At 61.0% G+C, this 22,442-nt stretch carries 18 protein-coding genes; 14 read left to right on the top strand and 4 right to left on the bottom strand.

The features are described 5' to 3' along the window. Complete coding sequence (locus tag Q0V70_RS07920; RefSeq protein WP_297590641.1) at nt 1-651, bottom strand: glycosyltransferase family 2 protein; 651 nt, start codon at nt 649-651, stop codon at nt 1-3. Nucleotides 652-956: 305 nt separating this feature from the next. On the opposite strand from Q0V70_RS07920, the gene Q0V70_RS07925 reads away from it, so the two are divergent. The 7 genes from Q0V70_RS07925 (at nt 957) to Q0V70_RS07955 (ending at nt 9,167) form a co-directional block, all read left to right on the top strand. After that, complete coding sequence (locus Q0V70_RS07925; protein ID WP_297590479.1) at nt 957-3,293, top strand: cell wall-binding repeat-containing protein; 2,337 nt, start codon at nt 957-959, stop codon at nt 3,291-3,293. 248 nt (nt 3,294-3,541) lie between these two features. Then, the gene (locus Q0V70_RS07930; protein WP_297590481.1) at nt 3,542-4,174 is read left to right on the top strand and encodes an acyltransferase; all 633 of its coding nucleotides are present in this window, start codon (nt 3,542-3,544) and stop codon (nt 4,172-4,174) included. Between the two features lie 32 nt (nt 4,175-4,206). Further along, entirely contained in the window at nt 4,207-5,307 is a 1,101-nt protein-coding gene (locus Q0V70_RS07935) for a DegT/DnrJ/EryC1/StrS aminotransferase family protein (protein WP_297590483.1), read from the top strand. A 113-nt stretch (nt 5,308-5,420) separates the two neighbouring features. Continuing rightward, nucleotides 5,421-6,407 carry a Gfo/Idh/MocA family protein gene (locus Q0V70_RS07940; protein WP_297346873.1) on the top strand — a complete coding sequence of 329 codons (987 nt, stop codon included), beginning with the start codon at nt 5,421-5,423 and terminating at the stop codon, nt 6,405-6,407. Nucleotides 6,408-6,412: 5 nt separating this feature from the next. Further along, nucleotides 6,413-7,621, top strand: coding sequence for a glycosyltransferase (locus tag Q0V70_RS07945; protein WP_297590486.1), 1,209 nt, complete (start codon nt 6,413-6,415; stop codon nt 7,619-7,621). 75 nt (nt 7,622-7,696) lie between these two features. Then, nucleotides 7,697-8,773, top strand: coding sequence for a non-hydrolyzing UDP-N-acetylglucosamine 2-epimerase (gene wecB, locus Q0V70_RS07950; protein ID WP_297590488.1), 1,077 nt, complete (start codon nt 7,697-7,699; stop codon nt 8,771-8,773). A gap of 118 nt (nt 8,774-8,891) precedes the next feature. Beyond that, nucleotides 8,892-9,167 carry a hypothetical protein gene (locus Q0V70_RS07955; RefSeq protein WP_297590490.1) on the top strand — a complete coding sequence of 92 codons (276 nt, stop codon included), beginning with the start codon at nt 8,892-8,894 and terminating at the stop codon, nt 9,165-9,167. Here Q0V70_RS07955 and Q0V70_RS07960 read toward each other — a convergent pair. After that, entirely contained in the window at nt 9,164-10,537 is a 1,374-nt protein-coding gene (locus Q0V70_RS07960) for a lipopolysaccharide biosynthesis protein (RefSeq protein ID WP_297590492.1), read from the bottom strand. The two genes, Q0V70_RS07955 and Q0V70_RS07960, sit on opposite strands and share 4 nt — an antisense overlap. 102 nt (nt 10,538-10,639) lie before the next feature. Between Q0V70_RS07960 and Q0V70_RS07965 the strand changes: the two genes are divergently transcribed. Continuing rightward, nucleotides 10,640-12,004: a nucleotide sugar dehydrogenase gene (locus Q0V70_RS07965; RefSeq protein WP_297590494.1), complete on the top strand. Its 1,365-nt coding sequence runs from the start codon at nt 10,640-10,642 to the stop codon at nt 12,002-12,004. Nucleotides 12,005-12,010: 6 nt separating this feature from the next. Here Q0V70_RS07965 and Q0V70_RS07970 read toward each other — a convergent pair whose 3' ends face one another. Further along, nucleotides 12,011-13,054 (bottom strand): hypothetical protein, encoded by a 1,044-nt coding sequence (locus Q0V70_RS07970; protein ID WP_297590496.1) that lies wholly within the window; start codon nt 13,052-13,054, stop codon nt 12,011-12,013. A gap of 66 nt (nt 13,055-13,120) precedes the next feature. Here Q0V70_RS07970 and Q0V70_RS07975 point away from each other — a divergent pair, with 66 nt between their 5' ends. The 4 genes from Q0V70_RS07975 (at nt 13,121) to rfbC (ending at nt 18,447) form a co-directional block, all read left to right on the top strand. Next, a complete protein-coding gene (locus Q0V70_RS07975) occupies nt 13,121-14,311 on the top strand; it encodes a hypothetical protein (RefSeq protein WP_297590500.1) in 1,191 nt (396 codons plus the stop codon). Continuing rightward, nucleotides 14,304-16,457 carry a DUF6541 family protein gene (locus Q0V70_RS07980; protein WP_297590502.1) on the top strand — a complete coding sequence of 718 codons (2,154 nt, stop codon included), beginning with the start codon at nt 14,304-14,306 and terminating at the stop codon, nt 16,455-16,457. Before Q0V70_RS07975 ends, Q0V70_RS07980 begins: the two co-directional genes overlap by 8 nt. A gap of 108 nt (nt 16,458-16,565) precedes the next feature. Then, complete coding sequence (locus Q0V70_RS07985; RefSeq protein WP_297590505.1) at nt 16,566-17,744, top strand: glycosyltransferase; 1,179 nt, start codon at nt 16,566-16,568, stop codon at nt 17,742-17,744. 85 nt (nt 17,745-17,829) lie between these two features. After that, nucleotides 17,830-18,447: a dTDP-4-dehydrorhamnose 3,5-epimerase family protein gene (gene rfbC / locus Q0V70_RS07990; RefSeq protein WP_297590507.1), complete on the top strand. Its 618-nt coding sequence runs from the start codon at nt 17,830-17,832 to the stop codon at nt 18,445-18,447. A 2-nt stretch (nt 18,448-18,449) separates the two neighbouring features. Here rfbC and Q0V70_RS07995 read toward each other — a convergent pair whose 3' ends face one another. Further along, complete coding sequence (locus Q0V70_RS07995) at nt 18,450-19,064, bottom strand: hypothetical protein (RefSeq protein WP_297590509.1); 615 nt, start codon at nt 19,062-19,064, stop codon at nt 18,450-18,452. 238 nt (nt 19,065-19,302) lie between these two features. Between Q0V70_RS07995 and Q0V70_RS08000 the strand changes: the two genes are divergently transcribed. Beyond that, nucleotides 19,303-20,325, top strand: coding sequence for a glycosyltransferase family 2 protein (locus tag Q0V70_RS08000; RefSeq protein WP_297590511.1), 1,023 nt, complete (start codon nt 19,303-19,305; stop codon nt 20,323-20,325). After that, the gene (locus Q0V70_RS08005) at nt 20,322-22,349 is read left to right on the top strand and encodes a DUF6541 family protein (RefSeq protein ID WP_297590514.1); all 2,028 of its coding nucleotides are present in this window, start codon (nt 20,322-20,324) and stop codon (nt 22,347-22,349) included. Before Q0V70_RS08000 ends, Q0V70_RS08005 begins: the two co-directional genes overlap by 4 nt. Nucleotides 22,350-22,442 lie beyond the last annotated feature (93 nt).

The following is a 22,442-nucleotide window of genomic DNA, read 5'->3' on the forward strand; positions in this document are numbered from 1 at the left end:
TCAGCGCACCCCCATCACTAAATCCATGACGATGTTTATCGAGTTCCACAGGGATTGTCCCTTGGCTTTGGAATAGTCGGTGTAGCGGATGTGGACCGGCATTTCCGCCCAGGGTAGCCCGCTTTTGCCCAGTTGCGCCACGATTTCCGAAGCGTGAGCCATGCGGTTTTGCTTCAGGTTCAAGGTGTTGGCCGCGGACCGAGACAACAGGCGCAGTCCGTTGTGAGCGTCAGTCAGTAGCATATGGGTGGTGCGGGCGGTCGCCCAAGCCGCGGTTTTCAGCACAATGCGCTTGGCGGTTCCCATCTCTTGTTTCTCGGACAAAAATCGGGAACCAAAGATAATATCGAGCTGGTCTGTTTTGGCGCGGTTCCACATGGAAACGACGTCATCGGTTTGGTGTTGGCCATCGGCGTCGAAAGTCGCCGCGTAGGGCAGGTCGGTAGCTTGCAGGAAGTAGGTGATGCCGGTTTGCAGGGCGGCGCCTTGTCCCAAGTTGATGGCGTGAGTCAGGACGGTGGCTCCGGCCCGGCGAGCCAGGGCGGCTGAGTCGTCGCTGGAACCATCGTCAACACAGATGAGGTGGGGGAAAGTTTTTTTGGCTTCCTGGAGAACTTCGGTGATGACGGGGCCTTCGTTATAGATAGGGATGACTAAGGCGACTTCCTGGCCGGCGCGCCGGGCCGCGTTATCAGACCCGGCGAGGTCGCTAGTTTTCCCGTTTTCACTCACGACCCTATTGTGTCATGGGTGGGCGGGTTGCGTGAAAGCAGATTTAGAGCGAGGCGAAAAATGTGCGGGACATGCCAGTAGAATGTGTTACTATTGTTACTGATGTGAAAATTAAGCATCAAAAGCTATCAAAACACATAATAATTGAGTCGTTTCCGAAACTTGATCTGGACACAGGTCAATAAATCGGGAAAGCTATTGTGCAGTGTTGATTGGAGTTAGTAATGCCTAAGTACGTCATCTTGGGGGCGCTGTCCGCCCTGTGTCTTTTGGCCAGTCCAGCCCTCGCGGCCCCGACCTCCGGGGGAGACACGGCGCCGAGCGAGACTTACAGTACAAATTTTTCAGCCGTGTCCTCCCTGCCCGGTTTAAGCAGGTCAGAACTCGGTGACCATGTTGCGCAATTCCAGGCCTCCCTGCGCGGAGAGGTGCCCCATTTGGGCCGCGGCGGTCTGGTGACCCAGTCTCGACACGTCGAATCCAACCCGAGCACCGGCACAAAACAGCAGATATCGCGCGTAGACCTGAAGTCCGCAGTGTCGTTGGTGGCAGTGCAGTGGCCGACGGACGGACCCCAACCTTTGGCGCTACTGGGTCGTTACCTGCAGGGTGGTGCCTGGTCAACCTGGCAAACTATTGGCGACGACTTCGAGTCCAGCCGGGACGGTTCCATCGCGGCCAGTGAACCGTGGATTGTGTCCAATGCGGCCAAAGCCGAAGTGGCAGTGGTGCTGCCCAAATCAGCGGTGGGATTCCAACCCAAAGTTGAGGTCATCGACCCCGGTACGCGTCAAGCCGACCAAAACTACGCCCTGAACGATCAGGGACACACTCATGCCTTCGTTTCTGCGAAAACACCTACCCTCGTCACTCCGGGCCAAGCTAGCGGACCGGACGGCGGCGACCCGAACGCTACCAAGGACAATCAGGATGACGCCGGCAACAAAGTCATTCCTCCCTCGAACGTAGAAAACGAATGGACGAAAGTGCCTGCTACCGGCCAGCCCTCCACCTTGTACACGCGGGCAGACTGGGGCGCTAACGAATCTTGGCGGAGCTGGCGAGCCTACCGCGGCGAGGTGACGGGAGCGGTCGTACACCATACAGCCACCGCCAACGACTACAGCCCCGAAGCGGTTCCCAGCATCCTGCGTTCCATCTACCGTTACCACGCCATCAGTCTGAAGTGGGGAGACATCGGCTACAACGTGCTGGTGGATAACTTCGGACGCGCTTGGCAGGGGCGTGCTGGCGATTTCTGGCACTACAACACTGTCGGTGCTCATGCTTCGGGCGTAAACTCTTGGACTTTCGGGATTTCCGTGCTGGGCAATTACACGGATTTCCGCCCCTCGGACGCGGCGGTAGACACGGTTTCTCGCGTTATTGCCTACAAACTGAAGCCCACCGGCCTGGATCCCCTGGAACTTCAGACCACGATCCACAAGGGCAAAGGAACTATTACCGCGCCGGTCATCTCGGGACACCGTGACGTCGGTGCCACCGCCTGCCCCGGCAACGCCTTTTACGCGTTCCTGCCGACGTTGCGCCAGATGGTCGCGGAATACATTTCCCAACCGAGCGACCCAATTAAAGTGCCCGACTATGCCCAACTCCAGCAAAACCAGATAAATGCCGGCGTTCCGTTAGCTTTGGCTGGTGCAGATCGTGTGGGCACCTCTATTGAGATTGCCCGTCATGCTTTCCCGCAAGGCTCGCGCACGGTCTACCTGGCCAACGCGGTCAATACCGCTGACGCGCTGGCCGGCGGGTCGCTCACGGATGGCCCGATTGTGCTGGTATCAGCTAAACGGGACGCTCAAGCGGCGGTCGCGAACTATGTGCGAGAAGCGAAAGCTACGAAGGTGGTGGCTTTGGGCGGCCCTGGAGCGGTGAGCAACGCGGCCTTGAATGCCGCGGCGGGAGGTGTGGCTACCGAGCGTATCGGGGGCGGCGACCGGGTGGAGACTTCTGCCCTCATTGCCCGCCACGCCGCGGGAACGCGACCGGCCAGTGCCGTGTTCCTGGCGGAAATGTCACAAGGAATAGACGCGTTAGCGGCCGGTTCGTTGACGGCTGGGCCGGTCATTCTGGTTCCCACCAACGGCAAGCTGCCCGCGGTCGTGACCCAGACGATTGCGGCCATAAACCCGGCCAAAGTGGTGGCTTTGGGCGGACCGGGTGCGGTCTCGAATCGGATTTTGTCCCAAGCCTCCGCCGGGCGTGCCTCCGAACGTATCTTTGGGGCCGACCGCTACGAGACTGCCCGTGAAATCAGTAAATATCAGTTCCCGCAAGGCTCCGCGCAGGTCTACCTGGCTTCTGGAAAGAACCCGGTTGACGCGGTAGCTGGTGGGGTGCTGACGGACGGGCCGATTCTGCTGCTGCCCAACGCCCGAGGGAAATCTTTGAACGGGAGCATCGCCGCTGAAATTGTGCGTCTCCAGGCGCACACGGCCACGGCCTTGGGTGGACCCGGCGCGGTGGCACAGGAGCAAATTAACCAGGTCTTTGTGACCTTGCAATCCATCGGTGCCACCCCGACAACCAGCACCAAATAGGGCCTGAACTGCGGGGGCTCGGGGCGATTCCCGAGCCCCCGTTTTTTGTGCCCGGGATAATTTGCGGGGTAGGAGTCCTCGATATCGGGGGTGTCCGTTGCGGAGCGATTCTAATTTGCGTTTAAATCGGGGTTGCTGGTCTATATAGCCACGTACCCCGATTTAATCGCAGATTTCGATTACCAAACGCGGATATTGTTTGGCCCGCCCGCTTTCCACCAGGTTCCGCTAGGCTCCGTTGGGATAAGATGGAGGAGTTTGATTTGGTCAGAAAGGCAGCTATGGGTCGCATCGTTGAAACCGCCCAAATTGCGCCGTCGGCTGCAATCGGTGCCGACTGCTCGATTTGGGATTACGCCCAAGTCCGCGAAGATGCGGTGCTGGGAGAAAACTGCATCGTGGGACGCGGAGCCTACATCGATGCCGGCGTGAAAGTCGGCGCGAATTGCAAGATTCAAAACTATGCCCTGGTTTATGAACCAGCGGTGCTGGAAGACGGCGTGTTCGTCGGTCCGGCCGCGGTCTTGACCAATGACCAGTGGCCGCGGGCCATCAACCCGGACGGCACCTTGAAATCCGCAACTGATTGGGAAGCCGTAGGGGTGACGTTGCGCCACGGTTGTGCCATCGGGGCTCGGGCAGTGTGCATCGCCCCGGTTACCGTGGGGCGGTGGGCCACAGTCGGTTCCGGCGCGGTGGTCAGCCGTGACGTTCCCGATTACGCCCTGGTGGTTGGCGTTCCGGCTCGCCAGATTGGGTGGGTAGGGCGCGCCGGGGTGCGCCTCGAAGCGGTGGAAGGCAAAGCCGGGTGCTGGCGGTGTCCCGTGACTGGACAGACCTATACCGAAACTGACGGAACGTTGACTTTGGACGAAGTCTGAGGCTTTAGAGAGTACACAAGCAAGGAGACAATATGAGTAAAGAATTCATCCCCGCAGCCAAGCCGATTATCGGCGCGGAAGAACGCGAAGCAGTGGATGCGGTACTGCGCACCGGAATGTTGGCTCAGGGCAGTGTAGTGGCCGAGTTTGAACAGGAATTTGGCACCCAGCTGGGGGCGGGGAGGGAGACCGTGGCGGTCAACGCCGGAACTTCCGCCCTGCTGTGTGGGCTGCTGGCGGCGGGAATCGGGGCGGGCGATGAAGTCATCGTGCCGTCCTTTACCTTTGCCGCTACGGCGAATTCGGTGGCGCTGACCGGGGCAAAGCCCGTGTTTGCTGACATTGAGGCGGAGCATTTCTGCCTCGATCCCGCTGCGGTTGAGGCGGCCATCACGCCGAACACTAGGGCGATTTTGCCGGTCCACCTCTATGGACATCCGGCGAATATGACCGAGCTGGGTCGGATTGCGCGCGAACACAACCTGATGATTTTTGAGGACGCCTGCCAGGCTCACGGGGCGACTTGGGACGGTCAGCCGGTCGGGACATTTGGGACGTTTGGGGCGTTCTCGCTGTACCCAACCAAGAACATGACCTCCGGCGAGGGCGGCATGATTACCTCTGAAGCTCCTGAGCACGCCCGCAAATGCCGCCTGTACCGCAATCAGGGCATGGAAAAGCAGTACCAGAACGAAGTCATCGGCTTTAACCTGCGCATGACGAACATTCACGCCGCAATCGGGCGTGAACAGCTGAAAAAGGTCGCGGGCTGGACCGCGAAACGCCAGGAAAACGCCGCTTTCCTGAGCGCAAACCTGCGGGGAGTCGCCGTCCCGGCCATTGCTCCGCAAGCCTCCCACGTGTTCCACCAATACACGATTCGAGTCACGGCCGACCGTGATGGGTTTGTCCAGGCGTTGCGCGAGGAATACCAGATTGGTTCGGGTGTGTACTACCCGATTCCCAATCACCGGTTGCCGTCCCTGTGCCACTTTGCGCCGGGCTTGGACCTGCCCCAGACTGAAGCGGCCGCCCGCGAAGTCGTGTCCCTGCCGGTGCATCCTTCCCTAGACCAGGAAGACCTGGAGCGCATCGTGACTGCCGTGAACGCCTTGGCCAAAGCCGGTGCCTAGACAACGGCGTGGCGCCGGTGCGTTAGCATGGGGGCGCCGCGTGGTGGTGTGGAGGCGTTTAGAAACGGTCCGGGGGACCGTTTTAGCCGGAACTCAAAGCAGATAGGAAAGTCATGAAAGAAATACGTGTTGGAGTAATCGGAATCGGCTCAATGGGCAGACACCACGTCCGCAACGTCCGCGAGACTCCTGGCGAAACCCTCGTCGCCGTAGCGGATCCGGCCGGTGACAAGTTCGGGGTGGCGGGGGAACTGGAGGTTCTTCCCGACGTGTCGGCCCTGATTGGCGCCGGTATCGAGGCTGCGGTCGTGGCAGTGCCTACGGCTTTTCACCTGGAAGTGGCGCTGCAGCTGGCCGCCGCGGGTGTCCCGGCCCTCATCGAAAAGCCCCTGGCTCGCACGGTTGCGGAAGGCGAGCAAATCGTGAGCGCTTTCCAGCGGGCCAACCTGGTGGGTGCCGCCGGTTACGTAGAACGCTGCAACCCGGCCTTGATCGAGCTGCAAAAGCGGGTTGCCGCCGGCGAACTCGGGGAGGTATTCCAGATTGCCACGCGGCGTCAAGGCCCGTTCCCCGCCCGAATTTCAGACGTGGGGGTCATCAAGGACCTGGCGACTCATGACGTGGATTTGACCGCGTGGATTGCGGGTTCGCGCTACCAATCCGTGTCCGCCCGGACGGCTCGCAAATCTGGGCGCGAACATGAAGACTTGCTGTTCGCCACCGGGGTGCTGGAAAACGGGGTGCTGGTAAACCACATCGTCAACTGGTTCAGTCCTTTCAAAGAGCGCCTGACCACCGTCACCGGTGAAAAGGGCGCGCTGGTCGCGGATACGATGAATTCCACTTTGACGTTCTATGAAAATGGCACGAAAGCTGTGGAATGGGATCAGGTGGCGAACGTCCGCGGGGTCAGCGTTGGGGAAGTGACTCAATACGCCTTGGACCAGCGCGAACCGCTGCGGGTGGAGCACGAGAACTTTGTGGCCGCCCTGAACGGGGACGCCAGCCGAATCGTGCCGCTCACGGACGCGCTGCAGACTCTCAGGGTGTTGGAGGCGATGGTTCAGTCGCGAGACACGGGACAAACGGTCGACCTGTAGCTCCTATGTGTTCTCAAGCGCACCCTGATGTCACCGTGGTATCCCGGATTTTTGCCCCGGAGCCGGCCGCGGCATCCTTCCGGCTCGAAGCCCTGGTGAAAGCCCTGCTAGAACACCGGGCCGCCGTCAATGTCTTGACCACGATTCCCGCTCCCGGCACGGACCGCGACGCGCGGGCGCAAGTCGAAACACAAACCGGCGCGGGCGACCTGCTGCACATCCAACGAGTCCAGGCCAAACGCGACGAAACCGGGTATATTCGCGGCTACCTGCCCTATATGAGCTTTGACATTCCCGCGTTTTTCCGGCTGCTGTTCGCCCCGAGCCCCAGGGTTTATGTCAGTGAGCCGCCGCCGACTACCGGGGCGATGCTGCGCGTTTTGGCGGCCCTGAAACGCCGTCCTTACGTGTATTACGCCGCCGATATTTGGTCAGATGCGGCCCAGACCAGCGCCCCGGGCTGGGTGGTGCGGGCTCTGCGGGCGGTGGAACGTTTCGCGCTGCGCGGAGCCGCCACGGTCATTGCCGTGTCTGACCAGGTGGCAGCCCGTTGTCAGGAGCTGGGAGCCCGGCGGGTGGCCGTGGTGGAAAACGGGATAGATACCGAGGTGTTTACCGCGCACGGTCCCGCCCCGCAGCCGGTGGCGGGGTTGAGTGCCGATGAGGTAGCTGAGGCGGATTGGTTGGTTTATGCTGGGACGGCTTCGGAGTGGCAGGGGGCAGAAATTTTTGCCCAGGCTTTTGCCGAAGTTGCCCCGAAGTTTCCCCGCGCCCGCCTGCTGTTCTTGGGGCAGGGCAGTTCTTTTGCCGCGATGCGCGATATTGCCCAGCGCCTGGAGCCGGGGCGAATCCTGTTCGATCAGGTGTCCCCGGTTGAGGCCGCGGCCTGGCAGCGTCAGGCGCGGGCCTGCCTGGTCAGTATCAAACCGGGGCTGGGCTACGATTTCGCCTACCCGACCAAGGTGCTGGCGGGGCTGGCTTGCGGAACTCCGGTCATTTACGTGGGCGCGGGTCCGGCCGGCGCGGACATCACCGAAAACCGGTTAGGTTTGGCCCTGCCTTATGACCGCGAAGTCCTGAAAATGGCTCTGACCAGTGTTTTAGAGGGTCGGTTGCGGACCGGTGAGACGCGCAAGTGGGTGCAGGAGCACCGTTCGTTGCGTTTGACCGGCCAGAACGCGGCTCGGGTGGTTTTGGCGCGGATACGTCACTAGCTTTGTGCGGCGCTTTCGCGGGTTCGCTAGCTTCGCGCCTAGGTACAGATGCCCCGGGCTTGGTAAGTTAGAGACGTGAAAATCATGTCGATTGTGGGGGCGCGCCCCCAGTTTGTGAAACTGGCACCGATCGCGAAGGCGTGCGCCCAGGCAGAGGTGGAACATCTCATTGTCCATACCGGCCAGCACTACGACCCGATGCTGTCCGAAGTGTTCTTTCAAGACCTGGAGATTCCGCGTCCCGACGTACATCTCAACGTGGGTAGCGCCAGTCACGGGGTGCAAACCGGGCGGATGCTGGCTGAGCTGGAACCGGTCATTGCTGAGGCGCAGCCGGATTGGGTGCTGGTTTATGGGGACACAAACTCGACGCTGGCCGGGGCGCTCGCGGCGGTAAAGATTCACCAGCGGGTCGCGCACCTGGAGGCCGGGCTACGTTCCTTTAACCGGGACATGCCCGAAGAAATCAACCGGGTGCTCACTGACCACGCCGCGGATTTGCTGCTGGTGCCCACCCAGGTTGCGATGCGCCACCTGGCAGACGAAGGCCTAGAGGACCGCTCGGTCCTGGTCGGAGACGTGATGACTGACGTACTGTTCACGATTCGTGACCGGGTCCAATCCGGGCAGATTGCGAATCCTCTCCCCGCCGAACTCGGCTTGGCGGCTTCCGAGTACGCCCTAGCCACCATTCACCGAGCCGAAAACACCGACGATCCGAGCCGTCTCGAGGCCGTGGTGGCGGCTCTCGCGGACCTGCCGTTCCCCGTCGTGCTGCTGGCCCACCCGCGCTTGCGCGCCAAAGCGGAGGCGGCGGGCGTGAACCTGGCGCGCGGGGCCGTTCACCTGCACGAACCGCTGGCATATCCGCAGCTGGTGGCGGCGGCGCTGCAGGCTCGCCACATCGTCACGGATTCCGGGGGGCTGCAAAAGGAAGCGTTCTTGCTGCGGGTCCCGGCCACCACGGTGCGACCACAAACCGAGTGGGTAGAGACGGTTGAGCTGGGCTGGAACCAGCTGGCCGAACCAGCCTCGCTGGTTCAGGCGGCGACCCGGCCTCTGCCTGAGCCGACCGCAGCCACCCCCTACGGAACTGGCACCGCCGCTCATGAAGCCGTAAAGGTCCTGGTGGAACGCGCAGCCCAGGGCTGAATCCGGTCTGTAAAAATGGTCTAGACTGCCCACTGCCCAAATGCTAGATTTAAGGCACCGTGACGATGGGGCCGCGGGGTGTATCTGCGGTTTTACTGACCGAAGCTAAGGGGGAGTCATGGAAAACAGGGCGCGAAAATATTTGGTGGCGGGTATTGTTGCCGTTGTCCTCGCGGTGGTGATGCAGTTTGTCCAACCCCAGTTCACGTCGGGCTTTGTGGCAGAAGATCGTCCCATTGACGGCGTGTACATGTTCATGCAGTTCCTCAGCTCGATTAGCTCTTGGTTTTTAATGCCTTTAGGAACCGCACTGATAGTGGCCTCATTCGTAATAAACGAGGTCGCGCGGATGCTGGGCAAGCCCAGCGAGGCCCGTCAGCCGGACGGAGATTAGGCTGCTGCCGTGTCGAAGCGGGCGGCGACGTGTAGGGCGAGCCCGATGAATACGACCAGCATGACGGTCATGGCGGCGCTCAAAACCCCGCAGGTGGCGAGGATGCCCCAGCCGAGCCAGCCTGCCAGCCCCAGCAACCCGAGGGGAACCGCCGCAAACACGAGGGAAAACACTAGGGACACCTGTTGCGTTTCGGTAACCACAAAAATATTGGAAACCGGCGACGTCACCAAATTCACGTAGAGCCACGGACATAAAATCGTCACAATCAGCCCCGCCATCTCCCAGCGCGCCCCGAAAATGAGCGGAATCAGCCAGGGGGATAGCGCCGCCAAAGCCGCAAACGGCACCAGACCCGCCAAAGCGCCGCGTTTCGTGACGCTGGCGGCCATCGCTCGCAACTGACCGCGTGGGGTATTGGTCAGCTCACGGAAATACACTTGTGACACCGCGCCGTTAATCAGGGCGACCGGAGCCTGCACGATGAGCCACGCGAAAGAAAACTGCCCCAGCATGGCGGTGGAGAAAATCGCCGCAATCATCAGATTGATGCCGTTTACCCGCACCGCGTCAGCGATAGCGGACGGCCCGTTCAACAGGGGCATCTTCCGGTATCGGCGCAAGGCTCGCCGCCTCGCTCCAGGGGTCTTGTCCACATCCACCCGGCTGCTTCGTGCCCGATAACCTAAGGTGATAGTCGCGGCCAGGACCCCGAAAATTCGCCCGCCGATGAGCCCGACGGCCCCGCCCAAACCAACCAGCCAGGCCCCAATCTGTAACCCGACCTGCGCCACGGCGCTAAACAGCCGGTTGACTGAAATTTGGCGATATTCTCCCAGCCGATTCAACCAAAAGGTCCAAATGGAACTCAAGGAAGTAACCGTGACATACAGGGCGGCAAAAATCAGCAGCGGGGCGACTTGTGGCCACCTCCGGCTCAGTGCAAAGGTTGCCACCACGCACCCGGCCAGGAAAATGACCGAAAAAATCACGTTTATCGTCACCGACAGGCGCACGACCTGTTTCGCGTCCCGGTCAGTATCTGGCAGCATTATGGCCGGATCGTAGCGACCCGCCGCAAGCACCGCGCCAATCGAGCCGATAGAAACAATGATGGAAAGCACGCCGAAATCGCTGTCGGTATAAATCCTGGCCAAAACCAGGTAACCCAGCAGGGTAATCAGCTGAGCCCCGCCGGTGCCGCCCAGCATAGTCAGCACATCGGTGAGGACTCGGTGGCGGCCGAGCCAAGCCCGCAGTCCGGAGGTGTCTGCGGTCGAGGGAGGTGCGGTCGAAGCCTCGTTCTCCGCAGGAGTCCCAGGCTTTTCCGGGTTTGGCCCGGCCGGGGACGCGGGAAGCTCAGCACTCATGGTGTCAGTCTAGCGTAGAATCAACCGTGGGCAGATGGCGCCGAGTTAGCGCTGCGATGCCGCACAGGTATCACGTAAGTGCCGCGAAAGGAAGGAAACGCCGTGAAAATCGCTGTTGTGGGAATGGGAAAGATTGGCCTGCCGCTGGCGACCCAATACGCATCAAAGGGTCACCAGGTTGTGGGGGTAGATATCAATCCGCACACGGTTACCGCCATCAACAGTGGGAAGGAGCCGTTTCCTGGGGAGGCTCACCTGGGCGAATACCTGGCCAAGCTGGTTCCCGCCGGGAAACTGCACGCCACCACGGACTATGCCGAGGCGATTCCCGGAGCTGATGCGGTCGTAATCGTAGTGCCGCTGTTCGTTAACGACCAGACCTGGGAGCCAGACCTCACGATTATGGACGCGGCCACGACTTCGGTCGGGGAAAACCTCACCGCCGGCACACTGGTCAGCTACGAAACGACCCTGCCGGTGGGCACGACCCGTCACCGTTTCCAGCCGATGCTCGAAAAACTCTCGGGTCTGCGCGAGAGCCAGGACTTTTGGATGGTGTTTTCCCCAGAGCGGGTCTTGACTGGGCGTGTGTATGCTGACCTGCGCCGTTACCCGAAACTCGTGGGGGGGCTGAGTGCAGAAGGCACCCGGCGCGGAATCGAGTTCTATCGCGCGGTGTTGGATTTTGACCAGCGCCCCGACCTGCCCCAACCGAACGGTGTGTGGGATATGGGCAGCGCCGAAGCGGCCGAAATGGCGAAACTGGCGGAAACGACCTACCGAGACGTCAACATCGGGCTGGCCAACCAGTTCGCGCGTTTCGCTGATAGCGCCGGGATTGACGTGATGAAAGTCATCAACGCCTGTAACTCCCAGCCCTATTCCCACATTCACCGTCCCGGTATCGCCGTGGGAGGGCACTGTATTCCGGTCTATCCCCGCCTTTACCTCTCGACTGACCCGGACGCAACGGTGGTGCGCTCCGCCCGGGTGGCGAACTCAGAAATGCCGGCTTACGTGGTGGAACGTCTTTCACAAGCCCTGGGCGAGCGGGGTACGGCGCTTTCGGGGACTCCCGTGGTGGTGCTGGGGGCGGCCTATCGTGGCGGTGTGAAAGAAACCGCGTTTTCCGGCGTGTTTGCCACCGTCGCGGAGCTTTCGCGACGCGGGGCACACGTGGTGGTGCACGACCCGATGTTCAGTGACGAGGAGTTACGCGGGTTTGGCTGGGAGCCCTACCACCTGGGCGAGCCGGTCGAAGCCGCCATCCTCCAGGCCGACCATGCCGAATACCGGGAACTGTCCGAGTCGGACTTGCCCGGAGTGAAAGTGATTTTTGACGGCCGCGGTGTCCTCACGCCCTCGCGTTTCCCCGCCGCTCGCTACCTGCGAGTTGGTGGCGGCGCCAGCGCAGACAGCGACGCGACCGTGGCTTTTGCCAACGCGAAACTGGCGACTGACGCCTAGAGCGCACTACCACCCTGCGGTGCGGTATCCTTCCAGAACCCCGGCTAGGGCTGCGGTGGGTGAATGGAAGCGCTGCACCCAGTCACGGGTCGGTGGGCGCTGTGAGACCGGAGTCTGCAGCGCCGCTAGCGTCAGTTCCGCGATGGTCTCACTGTCCGTGGGATCCAGGGCGGTTCCGCCCAAGACAGGAACGTCAACCAGTGAAGGGTGCGAGGCGTCATACCAAGACGGATTCAACGGCGCGATGAGCGGCACGTCCTCTGCCAGCGCTTCTAGTTCAGAGGCGCTGAGAATCCCGGCAGTTTGCCCGACACAGGCCGTCGCGTCCCGGATAACCTGGCGATATTGCGCCCCCGGTAGTTTTGGAATCAGGCAGACTCCGGCTTCCCGGGCAGCATCCATCAGCTGCGAGTCTCCCCATTGCAAACCGATCAGCGCAACTGACTGGTCCAGCCGTGCGCGCAGACACTTAGCGGCCTCAACCTGTGTGTTTCCGCCCTTCACGGCTTCCCACCGGGAAACAAAGAAAACATAGGAACCGGTGGGGCGTGCTTTACAACGATAAGGATTAATCGTCGCCGGGCAATCCAAATCCACCGGCACCGGAATCAGCCGCGCTTCCGGCCGCCAATCTGTGAGATGTTCACGCAGGTCAGGAGTGGAATAAAACACTTGGTGGGCGTTCTCTACCGCGCCATGAATCCGGTTGATGAAAGCCGGTTCGTAGCGACGTGTGCGAATATCCGTACCGTGCAGATGTAACACGTAATCCCCCAAAGCCCAACCCACGTGGGGCAGTGCCATCGCCGAATGCAGATGTATGCGGGGACGAGCCAACTTCGCACCCCAGAAACGTGCCTCCCACCAGGCTCCGCGCCAGGCTCGGCCGACCGTTCGTGCGATCGGGCTCGCTGTCTGTGGGCTTTGCGCCAGGGGGAGTACCTGCCAGTCTCGCCCAGTCTCATTCGCGGCGCGAGTCAGCAGGGTGGCGGTATGCGCCGGGTCGCCCAGGTGTAAGACCCGCAGATAATCCCCACTGGATTTACTCACGTTGACTCCTCTCGATGAAACGATAATACCAGCGCTGTTTTTTCCTTCGGGCGGTATGATGTGACCATGCCCAATGACCCTAGAATCCTGGTGATTTCTTTCTCAAACATTGAAAGTGACGCGCGAGTACTGCGCGAGATTAGCGTGGTTGCCAAACACGGTCACGTCACCAGCTTGGGCTACGGGCCAAAGCCCGACTATGTGAGCGAACATATCCAAGTGCCCGACTCGGCGAAATCTTTGCCGCAAACCCCGCTGGGGGTTTTGCGCCTGGCCCTGCACCTGCATAACCAGGCGGAACTGGCGGCACCGGGAAACCGGTACGCACTACGGGCTCTATCAGACCGGACTTTTGACGCCATCGTCGCCAACGACGCCAGAGCCCTGCCCCTAGCTTTCGCAATCGCCCGGCGCAACCAGGCTCCAGTGTGGGCTGACCTCCACGAATGGGCTCCGGGGGAGCGCACGCATATTGCCTCGTGGCGAATCTTGGTCAAACCCCTGATGGAGCACATTTGCCGGAAATATTTGCCCCAAACTGCCGCCGCAACCACGGTCGGAACCGAAATCGCCAAACTTTATGAGAGTCACTACGGGGTGCGACCCCGCCTATTGATGAACGCGGCTCCTTACGCAGATTTGCAGTCCACGCCCGTACCTGACGGCGTCATCCGCCTGGTGCATTCCGGCGGGGCGGTATTCGGGCGCAACATCGAAGCCATGATTGAGGCCACCATCCAGGCCGGATCGCGTTTCACCCTGGATTTGTACCTGGTTCCTGCCGGAGACGGAGGAGCTTACCTGGCAAAACTGCGCGAAGTCGCGGGGGGCAACCCGCGGATTCGCTTCCATGACCCGGTGAAACCCTTTGAACTGCCGGCCACCCTCAACGCTTATGACGTCGGCGTTTTTTGGATTCCCCCCACGCACACGAACGCCCGCTTGACCTTGCCGAATAAACTTTTCGACTTTGTCCAAGCCCGGCTGGCGGTAGCCATCGGGCCGACAGTCGAAATGGTCAACGTGGTCAATGAATACGGACTCGGGGTGGTTTCTGAGGATTTCAGTGTGCCCAGCATCGTGGCTGCCCTGCAAAGTCTGACCCCCCAAGCAATCACCAGCTACAAGCAAGCCGCCGCTACCGCCGCTGACCCGCTGTCTTTTGAATCCCAGTCGAAAGTCATCGATGAAATCCTCGATGCTTTCCTGCGCACTCCACCAACCGCTGGCTCGAAAGGAGCCACCAACGGTGACTGACATTTTGGTACTGGCCGGCGCGACGCTGGTAGCTCTGGTCTACCTACTGGTGCCGGGGCTGACGGTGCTGTGGGGTTTAGGGATTCACGGGGCTTTGCGCGTCGTGGCGGCTCCGGCGGTGAGCTTGGGGTTGTGGGCCGGGGCGACTTGGATTGCCATCGGGTTGCACCTGCCGTGGCGGGCGTGGCTGGCGTTGCCGCTGCTGGTGCTCATCTGTCTGCCTTTCGTGGTGGGTAGGCTGTGGACGTTGCGCCGAGAGTCAAGAGCCGTCTGGCCTCGAGTTCCTTCTACCGGCGTTTCTGGCGGTCTGTGGGCAGTTTTCGCTGGCTGCGCCGCACTGTCGGCGCTGCCCTACCTGGTAGCGACCCGTTTGGCGACGCGGGTGCCCCAAACCTGGGACGTGGTATTTCACCTGTCCGGGATCCGCTATACGCGCGAGTTTGCCTCCGCTAGCCCCTGGGTCACGTTGGCTCCTATGAACGAAGGAGTCGGGGCGTATTACCCGAATATCTTCCATAACCTGGTGGCGCTGCTGCCTGGCTCCCCGCTGCAGTCTTACGCAGGCGCGATGACGGCCGTGCTGGTGCTGTGGCCGGCTCTGCTGGGGCTGTTTGCCCTGCTGGCGCTGACGTCCTGGAAAGGCGCGGGCGAGGTCAGCCGAACCACCGCGGCCCTGACTGCCTTGGGTGCGGCCACCAGCTCGACCTTCACCGCCAACTACATGGCGAACCTGGCTACCCCGCCCTACACCTTCTCGCTCATAGCAACCCCGGGCATGGTGATTTTTGCCGTGGCCATCTATCGTCTGCGCCCCGCCCCGGTGAAGTATCCTCGCCGCGTGACTGCCGGGACCTCCCTTGACGCCCCTCGTGACGTACCTTCTCCCGGGCGCGCGGCATGGCGCTGCGGGCAAAAAGTCTGCGGAAGCCTCCGCCGCAGTCTGCTGTCCTCCCAGCTCGCCCCGTGGATGAGCCTGGGTTGGCTGGTGGGACTGGCCGGTCTGGGCTGCACCCACCCGGCTGCGGTGTTCAACCTGGTGCTGCTGATGTTCCTGCCGGCTTTGGTGCTGGGGTGGCGCTGGTGGCGGGGCTGGCAGGTGTCCCGAGGGGTAAAGCTGTTCGTGCCGCTGGTCATTGCGGCCGTGCTGGGGGTCGGGTTTTGGCTGGTGATGGTGCCGCGTCTGGTTTCCATGTCGAAGTTTGCCAACCCGCATAACCACACTTGGGACATGACCTGGCGGCTGCTGGTGGATTACCCGAAAGGCCCGTTCTTTGCGGGTTTCGGGCTGGGTGGCGCGATTTATACGGTGGCAGCGGTGGCGGCAAGCGTGTGGTTGGTGCGTCAGCGCCGACTGTTGTGGCTGGTAGGTGGGCTAGTCGTGAGCTCGGCGTTCTTCTTGCTGGCGGCCGGGCCGGTGTGGCCGGGATACTACCTCACGGCGCCGTGGTATCTGCAGTCCGGTCGGATTGCCCCGCTGGTGTTCATGTGTGCCTATCCTCTGGGGGCACTAGCCCTGTCGCGCGGTTTGGGACGGCTCACCGCCCGTCCTCGTTGGTTATTGCATCCGCAGGCCTATCGATGGTTTTCGTGGTCACTAGCCGCGGTGGTGCTGGTCAGCGGGTGCGGAGGTACCGTGTGGGGACGCCTCACGGTTATCGACGGTTCCTACGATCCGGCAGTCATCGTTCGCGGCACGATGGTTACAGCCTCAGAACAGGCGTTCATCGAGCGGGTGGCTCCGACTTTGCCGCGCGATGCCGTCATTTGGGGCGCACCGCAGATTGGCACCCCGTTTTGGTGGATTTTGGGCGGAGTCCACGTGGTGCGTCCCGCTATGAGCTACCCCACCGGGCGAGCCCTGGAAGTCACGAAAGACCTCTATGACGGCCAAATCTCCCCCGAAACTTGTGACTATCTAAAGGAACAAGGGGTGACCCACTATTACTCGGACAACGACACCCTTGCGGCTGGCTCGCGATATGGCACCTACATCTGGATGTGGAAAGAACCGAATGTAAAGTTCCGCCCGCCCCAGCACATGCTTCGAAAGATTGCGGAAAACGTGGTCGATACGGGGGATTACGAGTTCACCGGCCAGCGCTTGTATCGCGTCAACTACGATACCTGCCCCGGACACGTGCGCTAGTGGTCTCGCTCCACACGCAAGCTCAGTGGGCTCGCTCCACCTGCTCTTGTCAGGCCAATATCGTCGAGTACCCCCGAACCGGCAACCTGGCCGAAGTAATGAGACATAATGGACAGTATGAAGGTTGCCATTGTTACTACTGAATATCCCACGATTGAATCTCCCAATACCGGCGTGTTTGTGCGCATGAATGCCCAGGCTATCGGGATGAATCACCAGGTTACGGTGGTGCATTTGCGTTCCGAAGCGGCCGGCAGTGAGGAAAGTCACTACCTGGACGCCAACGTGGAAGTGCGGGGCTTTCCCAATGCGATGCGCGCTCCGGAGGACTTCGAACGTGCCGCTCAGATTGTGTACGCCCTAGCTCCCGGTTTCGACATTATTCACACGATGAATCTGCGTTCCTTGATTCCGTTTGGGTTGCCCGAGCGGGAGGAAGAACAGCTGGCTTGTGCCTGGGTGCATACTGAGCCGTGGCAGCTGACCAGTCCAACCGACTGGCCTCAGGAAATCCTGCCGGTGGAGGAAATCCTGCTGCGTCCCGACGGTCTGATTGCCCCGGCGGTAAAAATGCTCGAGGATATTGCCTCCCGCCGCTACACGTCCTACACCGCCGCGGTGCCCTACATTGTGCCGTCTCCACTGTATCCTTCGCTGCCGCCACTGGAGGGGGTAGAAAGCTCTGTTTCCGCTGATAACGAGTTTGTCCCACGCCCGCGCGTGGCGGGTCAGTTGCACCTGGTTTCGGTTGGTGCGGTCAACGCGAAACATCAGCCGGAAGTGGCGATTCGCACGGTGAAAACCTTACGCGCCGCCGGGGTGGACGCGACCCTGACCTGGGTCGGTGAAGGGGTTGCAAAGATTCGGAGTCAGGAAAAGATTAAGGAACTGAAACTGGAGGAGTACGTGCGGTTTGTCTCCGCCAACGAGGTCGGGGTGATGGAAGCCCTCAACGCCGCGGATCTGTTCATTGGCCCTACCAAGGAGGAAAACTTTTACGTGCCCGCCCTCCAGGCGCTCCTGGCGGGTCGGCCCCTGGTCCTGGGGGAAGGCGCCCGCGATTTGCAGTGGATTAGCGCGGATACCGAACCGGTCGTGCGCATCGTGACGGAAAAGAACTCGAAGTTTTGGGCTGAGGCTTGCCAAGAGCTGCAAGCTGCTACCGCCACGATGGAGCCCCGCGAAGTCGCTGAAACTGTCGGGGACCGCTACTCGCCGACCGCCATTGCCGCGGAATACGACGAGGTTTACGCCGAAACAATGGCGGCCAGCGGATTTGCCCGCTAACCGGCCTGAGCTGCTTAGCGGGCGCGGAAAAACCCACTAAACTATTGTTGGCTGAAACGGCCACCGACTAGGGAGGGAATACACGATGGAATACCGCGAACTAAAAATACCCGGCGCTTGGGAGATTACCCCCAAACAGTTCCCCGATGAACGCGGGGCGTTCATGGAAATGTACAAGATGGACGAGTTCGCCGGGGTTGTGGGACATCCGCTAAACCTGGTGCAGGCGAACTGCTCCATTTCAAAAGCCGGGGTGGTGCGCGGGATTCACTTCGCGGAAGTGCCGCCCAGCCAGGCCAAATACGTGATGTGTCCGAGCGGTGCCGTGTTGGATTTCGCGGTCGATATTCGCGTGGGTTCCCCCACCTTTGGTCAGTGGGATTCGGTGCTGCTGGAGGGCGAACATCGCCGGGCCATCTACCTTTCGGAGGGCTTGGGACACTGTTTCGTAGCGCTGGAGGACAACTCCACCGTGGTTTACCTGTGCTCCGCGGGCTACAATCCGGGACGCGAACACGGGGTTTCCCCGGTCGACCCAGAAGTGGCGCTACAGTGGCCGGATCGTGACTTGGCGGGCCGGCCGCTGCAAGTCATTCTTTCGGAAAAGGACACGGCCGCGCCGAGCCTGGCCGAGGCTCGTGAACAGGGCTTACTGCCGGACTACCAGGCGACCTTGGATTACGTGGCGTCTTTGGGTCGCTAACCCTATCCGAATATTTTTGAGGAGATGAAGGGATACTTGGTATCCATTTCCATGTTGTGCTCGCAGCGATCCCGAGGCCAGCGCACTTGATAGATTGACCCGTCATCGGTGAGGATCCACACTTGTGGGTGCTCCTCGTAGTACAGTAGGCAACCTTCCCCGGGGGCGAGAACCTGTGATTCATCGGCTTTGGCCAGGTCTTTTCCTAAAGTCGTGAGGGAACCCTCATACAGTTTGACCTCGGGTTTTTTGTCGGGGTCGAATCCGGTTACGTAGGCGGCGGCCAGTATTTTGTGCTTACCGTCATATTGAGCCAGGTGATTCCAAACCCAGTCCGTGAAATCAACGTCGTTCTCGTCAATAACTCTGTCTGCTGAAACCCTAGAGAGCAGATATTCGCCATAGTCGTCGGTGGGCAGGTTCGCTTTCCAATTTCCCGATTCGGTAGGAGTGGGGATTACGGGCGGCGGAGTAGCGATGTCAGGTGCAGTGGTGGTAGGTGTGGCGGCAGACTGTTCCGGTGTCTTGCTGGCAGTGGAGTGTTCGGACTGATTCGCGCAGGAACCCAGCGCTAAAAGGCACAACAGCGCCAAGACGGAGCCACTTAGCTTTTTCATGGCAAACACCTCTCAAAAATAGACCGTCAACGTTTGCAGGAGTGGGGGTCGAGTCGGTTTTCATTCTAACTGGTTCGTTCCCGCTTAGTTTGTTGTTTGTTTGCTGTCACAAGGGAACCGTTATTGTGGTGGCGTTTTGTGCCGCTGCGCCTGAGGGTGGTCATGTTTTATTTCCTGCTTGACCGGCTTTGTGTCCGCTACTCAATGTCGTTTGTTGTGATGCGTTAAACTGTCAGGGATGGTAGATACAGCACAAAAACAGGTGTGGGCAATCGGGGTGGCTTATGCCCCTGATACCGCTCGGCTCGATGCGGTCATCGCCTCGCTGCAAACCCAGGTCCACCGGGTGTTGATAGTCGACAACACCCCGGAACCCCCTGCGGAACTGCACGAATACTGGCAGGCTTGGACCAAACGCGGGGTAGTGGTGTTGGAACTCGGACGCAACCTCGGCATCGCGGCGGCCCAAAACCTCGGCGCCTGCCATGCTATCCGTCACGGTGCAACCGCATTGCTGTTCTTTGACCACGACTCGGTGTTCGCCAGCGACTACGTGGCACAAATCGAAGAGGCTTACGGGCGTTTGGTCGGCAACATCGGGGCGCTGGGCGGCCTGGCTTTTGACCAACGCGAAACCGATGCGAGTAAACGAGACATACTGGCCTACCGCTTTACCCGCTTTGGGCCGCGCCGCTATCCGGACACGACCTTGCGCGAGGCGTCCGCGGATCTCTCTGGCGGGGGCCTACTGCCCGCGGCTTTCCTCATTGCCTCCGGGCTGTACGTCCCAGTGGAAACCTGGCAAGCCGTGGGACCAATGAACGCGGACATGTTCATTGACCACGTGGATTTGGAATGGTCCGCCCGAGCCAACGCGGCCGGCCGCGGTACCGTCCTGGTGACCGGGGCGACTATTGACCACCAGCTCGGCGACGATGTCGTGAAGATTCCGGGTCGCGCCCAAGTCGTACATGTTCACTCGCCGTTCCGAGTGTTCTACCTGGTGCGCAACACTTGCTGGCTGATTCGCGGCATCGCCCCGATACCGGCGACTTGGCGGCTGGGATACGCGGTGTGGCTGGCGAAATTTGTAGCCTTCAACCTGGTGTTTGCCCCGCGACTGACCCGTGACCGGGCCCAGCGCGCCATGACAATCCTGCGAGCGCTGCGTGCTGGCTGGGGTCGAATGCCCGCCCCGATTACCGCAGCGCCCCCCGCGTCAGGCGAGTCTCCTGCGTCAGAATCGGGACCGGTCCGATGACCGCGTTCCTGCTGTGTATAGCCGTACTGGCGGTTTTCCTGATTCTTCCCGGGTTTCTCCTGGCCCTGGCCGCGCGTTTCCGCCTCCTGCCCGCCCTCGCTCTGGGCGCTCCGATTACCGCCGGTATTCTGGCCGTTTTCGGTCAGGTCCTGGCCTGGCTGCATATTCCGTGGAACCTTCAGGTAGTCGGGCCTTTCCTGGTGTTCCTGGTGGCCGCAGTCTGCTTTAAACGGATGTATTCCCTGAGACACCAGCCGCGGGGAGGTCACGCCATGATTGCGCAGATGCCGGCGCGCCCGGTGTCCTCCGATGCCGCCGTGTCGCGGGTCTGGTTCGTGATTTCGCTGGTCCTGGCCCTGGTAGTGGCCGGCATTATCCAACTGCTACCGTTAGTGCAAACCCTGCCGATGCCAGCGTCTCCCTCGCAATCCTTCGATGCGATGTTCCACTATTCCTCGGTGCGGGTCGTGGCCGAGGACGGCAGCGCCGCCTGGAAAGGGGCCTTAGACTCGCTGTATCCCGGCCGTCAGGGCGTGTACTATCCGGCTCAGTGGGCGACGCTGCTGAGCCTCTTTGTTCCTTACGCCACCCCCACGTTCCTGTCCAACGCCCTGCTGATGGCCCTCACTCTCACCGTGTGGCCGCTCGGAGTCGCCCTACTGGCCCAATACGCTTTTGGCCAGCGCCACCCCAGCGTCCCCCTGGCAGTTCTGCTGAGCCCCTGGCCCTTGGTTTTTCCTTATTATCTGGGGGTTTTGCAATCCCTCTACCCTTACATTTTGGCGGTCATGTGGTGGCCCCTGGCTCTGTGGGTCATCCTGAGATCGGCGGATACTTTGGCGAGCTGGCATGCGGGCGAGGCCCCGGACGTCACCTTTTCCCGGCTTTGGGAGCGATTTTTTCCCAAGACTGTGTTGGGTGTTTTGGTGGTTTTCGCCGCCGTTCATGCCCACCCCTCCATTTTCGGTTTCCTCTGTCTGGCCGTGTTCGCCTGCCTGTTAAACGCGGTCGTGAAACGCCAGCTCAAGCCGTGGTGGTGGGTGGGGGTTGTCTTAGCAGCCCTGGCGGGGGGACTGGTGGTGCCCCTCGGTCTGGCTTGGCTGGGAATCGGGGCGCGGGCCACCCAAGCCGGGGACAATCTGGAGACCTTGCGGGCGCTGGCGGCCATGCTGGGCCTGAGTCAAATCTATCAAGACCCCTGGTGGCTGCCACTTCCCTTGGGTCTGCTCAGCCTGTTAGGCCTGGTTTGGTACACCACAAAATGCCGCGACCTGCGGCTGGTGACGATTATTGCCGGGATATTGGTCCTGGTGGCGGCCACAAAAGTGTCGCTGGGGCCGCTCAGCATCCTCACCGGCCTGTGGTACGGAGCTTATGACCGTATCGGTTCCGGGATCGCCGTGTTCCTGCCTGTTTTCGCGGCGGGAGCGGTAGGGGAACTCGCGGTGATGCTGTCCCGCGCGGTGCCGTCACGAGCTGTGCCGGTGCGTGTCGGGGTTGCCTCCCTCACCATGGTCCTGCTCACCGGGGTAGTAGCCACTCCGATAGCGCCACGGTGCTATCCTGACCGCGTAACGCTGGCCACCATTGCCTTTGTGCCCGGTTCCCAGTTCCACGCCCCGTGGGTGTCGAGCGAAGAATTTGCTGCCATGTCTAGCCTCCAGCTGACGCGAAACTCCCTGGTTATCGGCGACCCCTCCGCCGGAGAAGGCCTCCTGTACGCCGTCACGGGCATACCGACCTATTACCTGCAGCTGTCCGGGTCGGCCTTTGACGAAAACCGCAAGTACTTGGCCGAGCACTTCCGCGAAATCGGCACGAACCCTAAGGTCTGCGCCATTATCCGGGCGGAACGGATTACCCACTACTACGCCGATGCCACGGGAGTGTCCGACGGTGACTTTACCTACCCGGGCCTGCACAACGTGGACGTAACCAGAGGTTTCACTCCGGTCGCGCAGCTGGGCGAAGCCACGGTGTATAAAATCGAGGCCTGCGGAGCAAACTCAGCCACGATGAAATAGACGGTGCCGCGCCTTGAAACCCATCGAGCTCGTGCAACAGCAAAAAAGGAGGAGCCTCGGTGTAAACCAAGGCTCCTCCTGAAATGAACCGTT

The sequence above is a fragment of the uncultured Mobiluncus sp. genome (assembly GCF_947087965.1).
Taxonomy (GTDB): Bacteria; Actinomycetota; Actinomycetes; order Actinomycetales; family Actinomycetaceae; genus Mobiluncus.

Bases quoted from the DNA above. Each gene is read 5' to 3' on its own strand.
- Q0V70_RS07925 (WP_297590479.1), top strand. From the start codon at position 957: ATGCCTAAGTACGTCATCTTGGGGGCGCTGTCCGCCCTGTGTCTTTTG.
- Q0V70_RS07930 (WP_297590481.1), top strand. From the start codon at position 3,542: ATGGAGGAGTTTGATTTGGTCAGAAAGGCAGCTATGGGTCGCATCGTT.
- Q0V70_RS07935 (WP_297590483.1), top strand. From the start codon at position 4,207: ATGAGTAAAGAATTCATCCCCGCAGCCAAGCCGATTATCGGCGCGGAA.
- Q0V70_RS07940 (WP_297346873.1), top strand. From the start codon at position 5,421: ATGAAAGAAATACGTGTTGGAGTAATCGGAATCGGCTCAATGGGCAGA.
- Q0V70_RS07945 (WP_297590486.1), top strand. From the start codon at position 6,413: ATGTGTTCTCAAGCGCACCCTGATGTCACCGTGGTATCCCGGATTTTT.
- Q0V70_RS07955 (WP_297590490.1), top strand. From the start codon at position 8,892: ATGGAAAACAGGGCGCGAAAATATTTGGTGGCGGGTATTGTTGCCGTT.
- Q0V70_RS07960 (WP_297590492.1), bottom strand. From the start codon at position 10,537: ATGAGTGCTGAGCTTCCCGCGTCCCCGGCCGGGCCAAACCCGGAAAAG.
- Q0V70_RS07975 (WP_297590500.1), top strand. From the start codon at position 13,121: ATGCCCAATGACCCTAGAATCCTGGTGATTTCTTTCTCAAACATTGAA.
- Q0V70_RS07985 (WP_297590505.1), top strand. From the start codon at position 16,566: ATGGACAGTATGAAGGTTGCCATTGTTACTACTGAATATCCCACGATT.
- rfbC (WP_297590507.1), top strand. From the start codon at position 17,830: ATGGAATACCGCGAACTAAAAATACCCGGCGCTTGGGAGATTACCCCC.
- Q0V70_RS07995 (WP_297590509.1), bottom strand. From the start codon at position 19,064: ATGAAAAAGCTAAGTGGCTCCGTCTTGGCGCTGTTGTGCCTTTTAGCG.
- Q0V70_RS08000 (WP_297590511.1), top strand. From the start codon at position 19,303: ATGGTAGATACAGCACAAAAACAGGTGTGGGCAATCGGGGTGGCTTAT.
- Q0V70_RS08005 (WP_297590514.1), top strand. From the start codon at position 20,322: ATGACCGCGTTCCTGCTGTGTATAGCCGTACTGGCGGTTTTCCTGATT.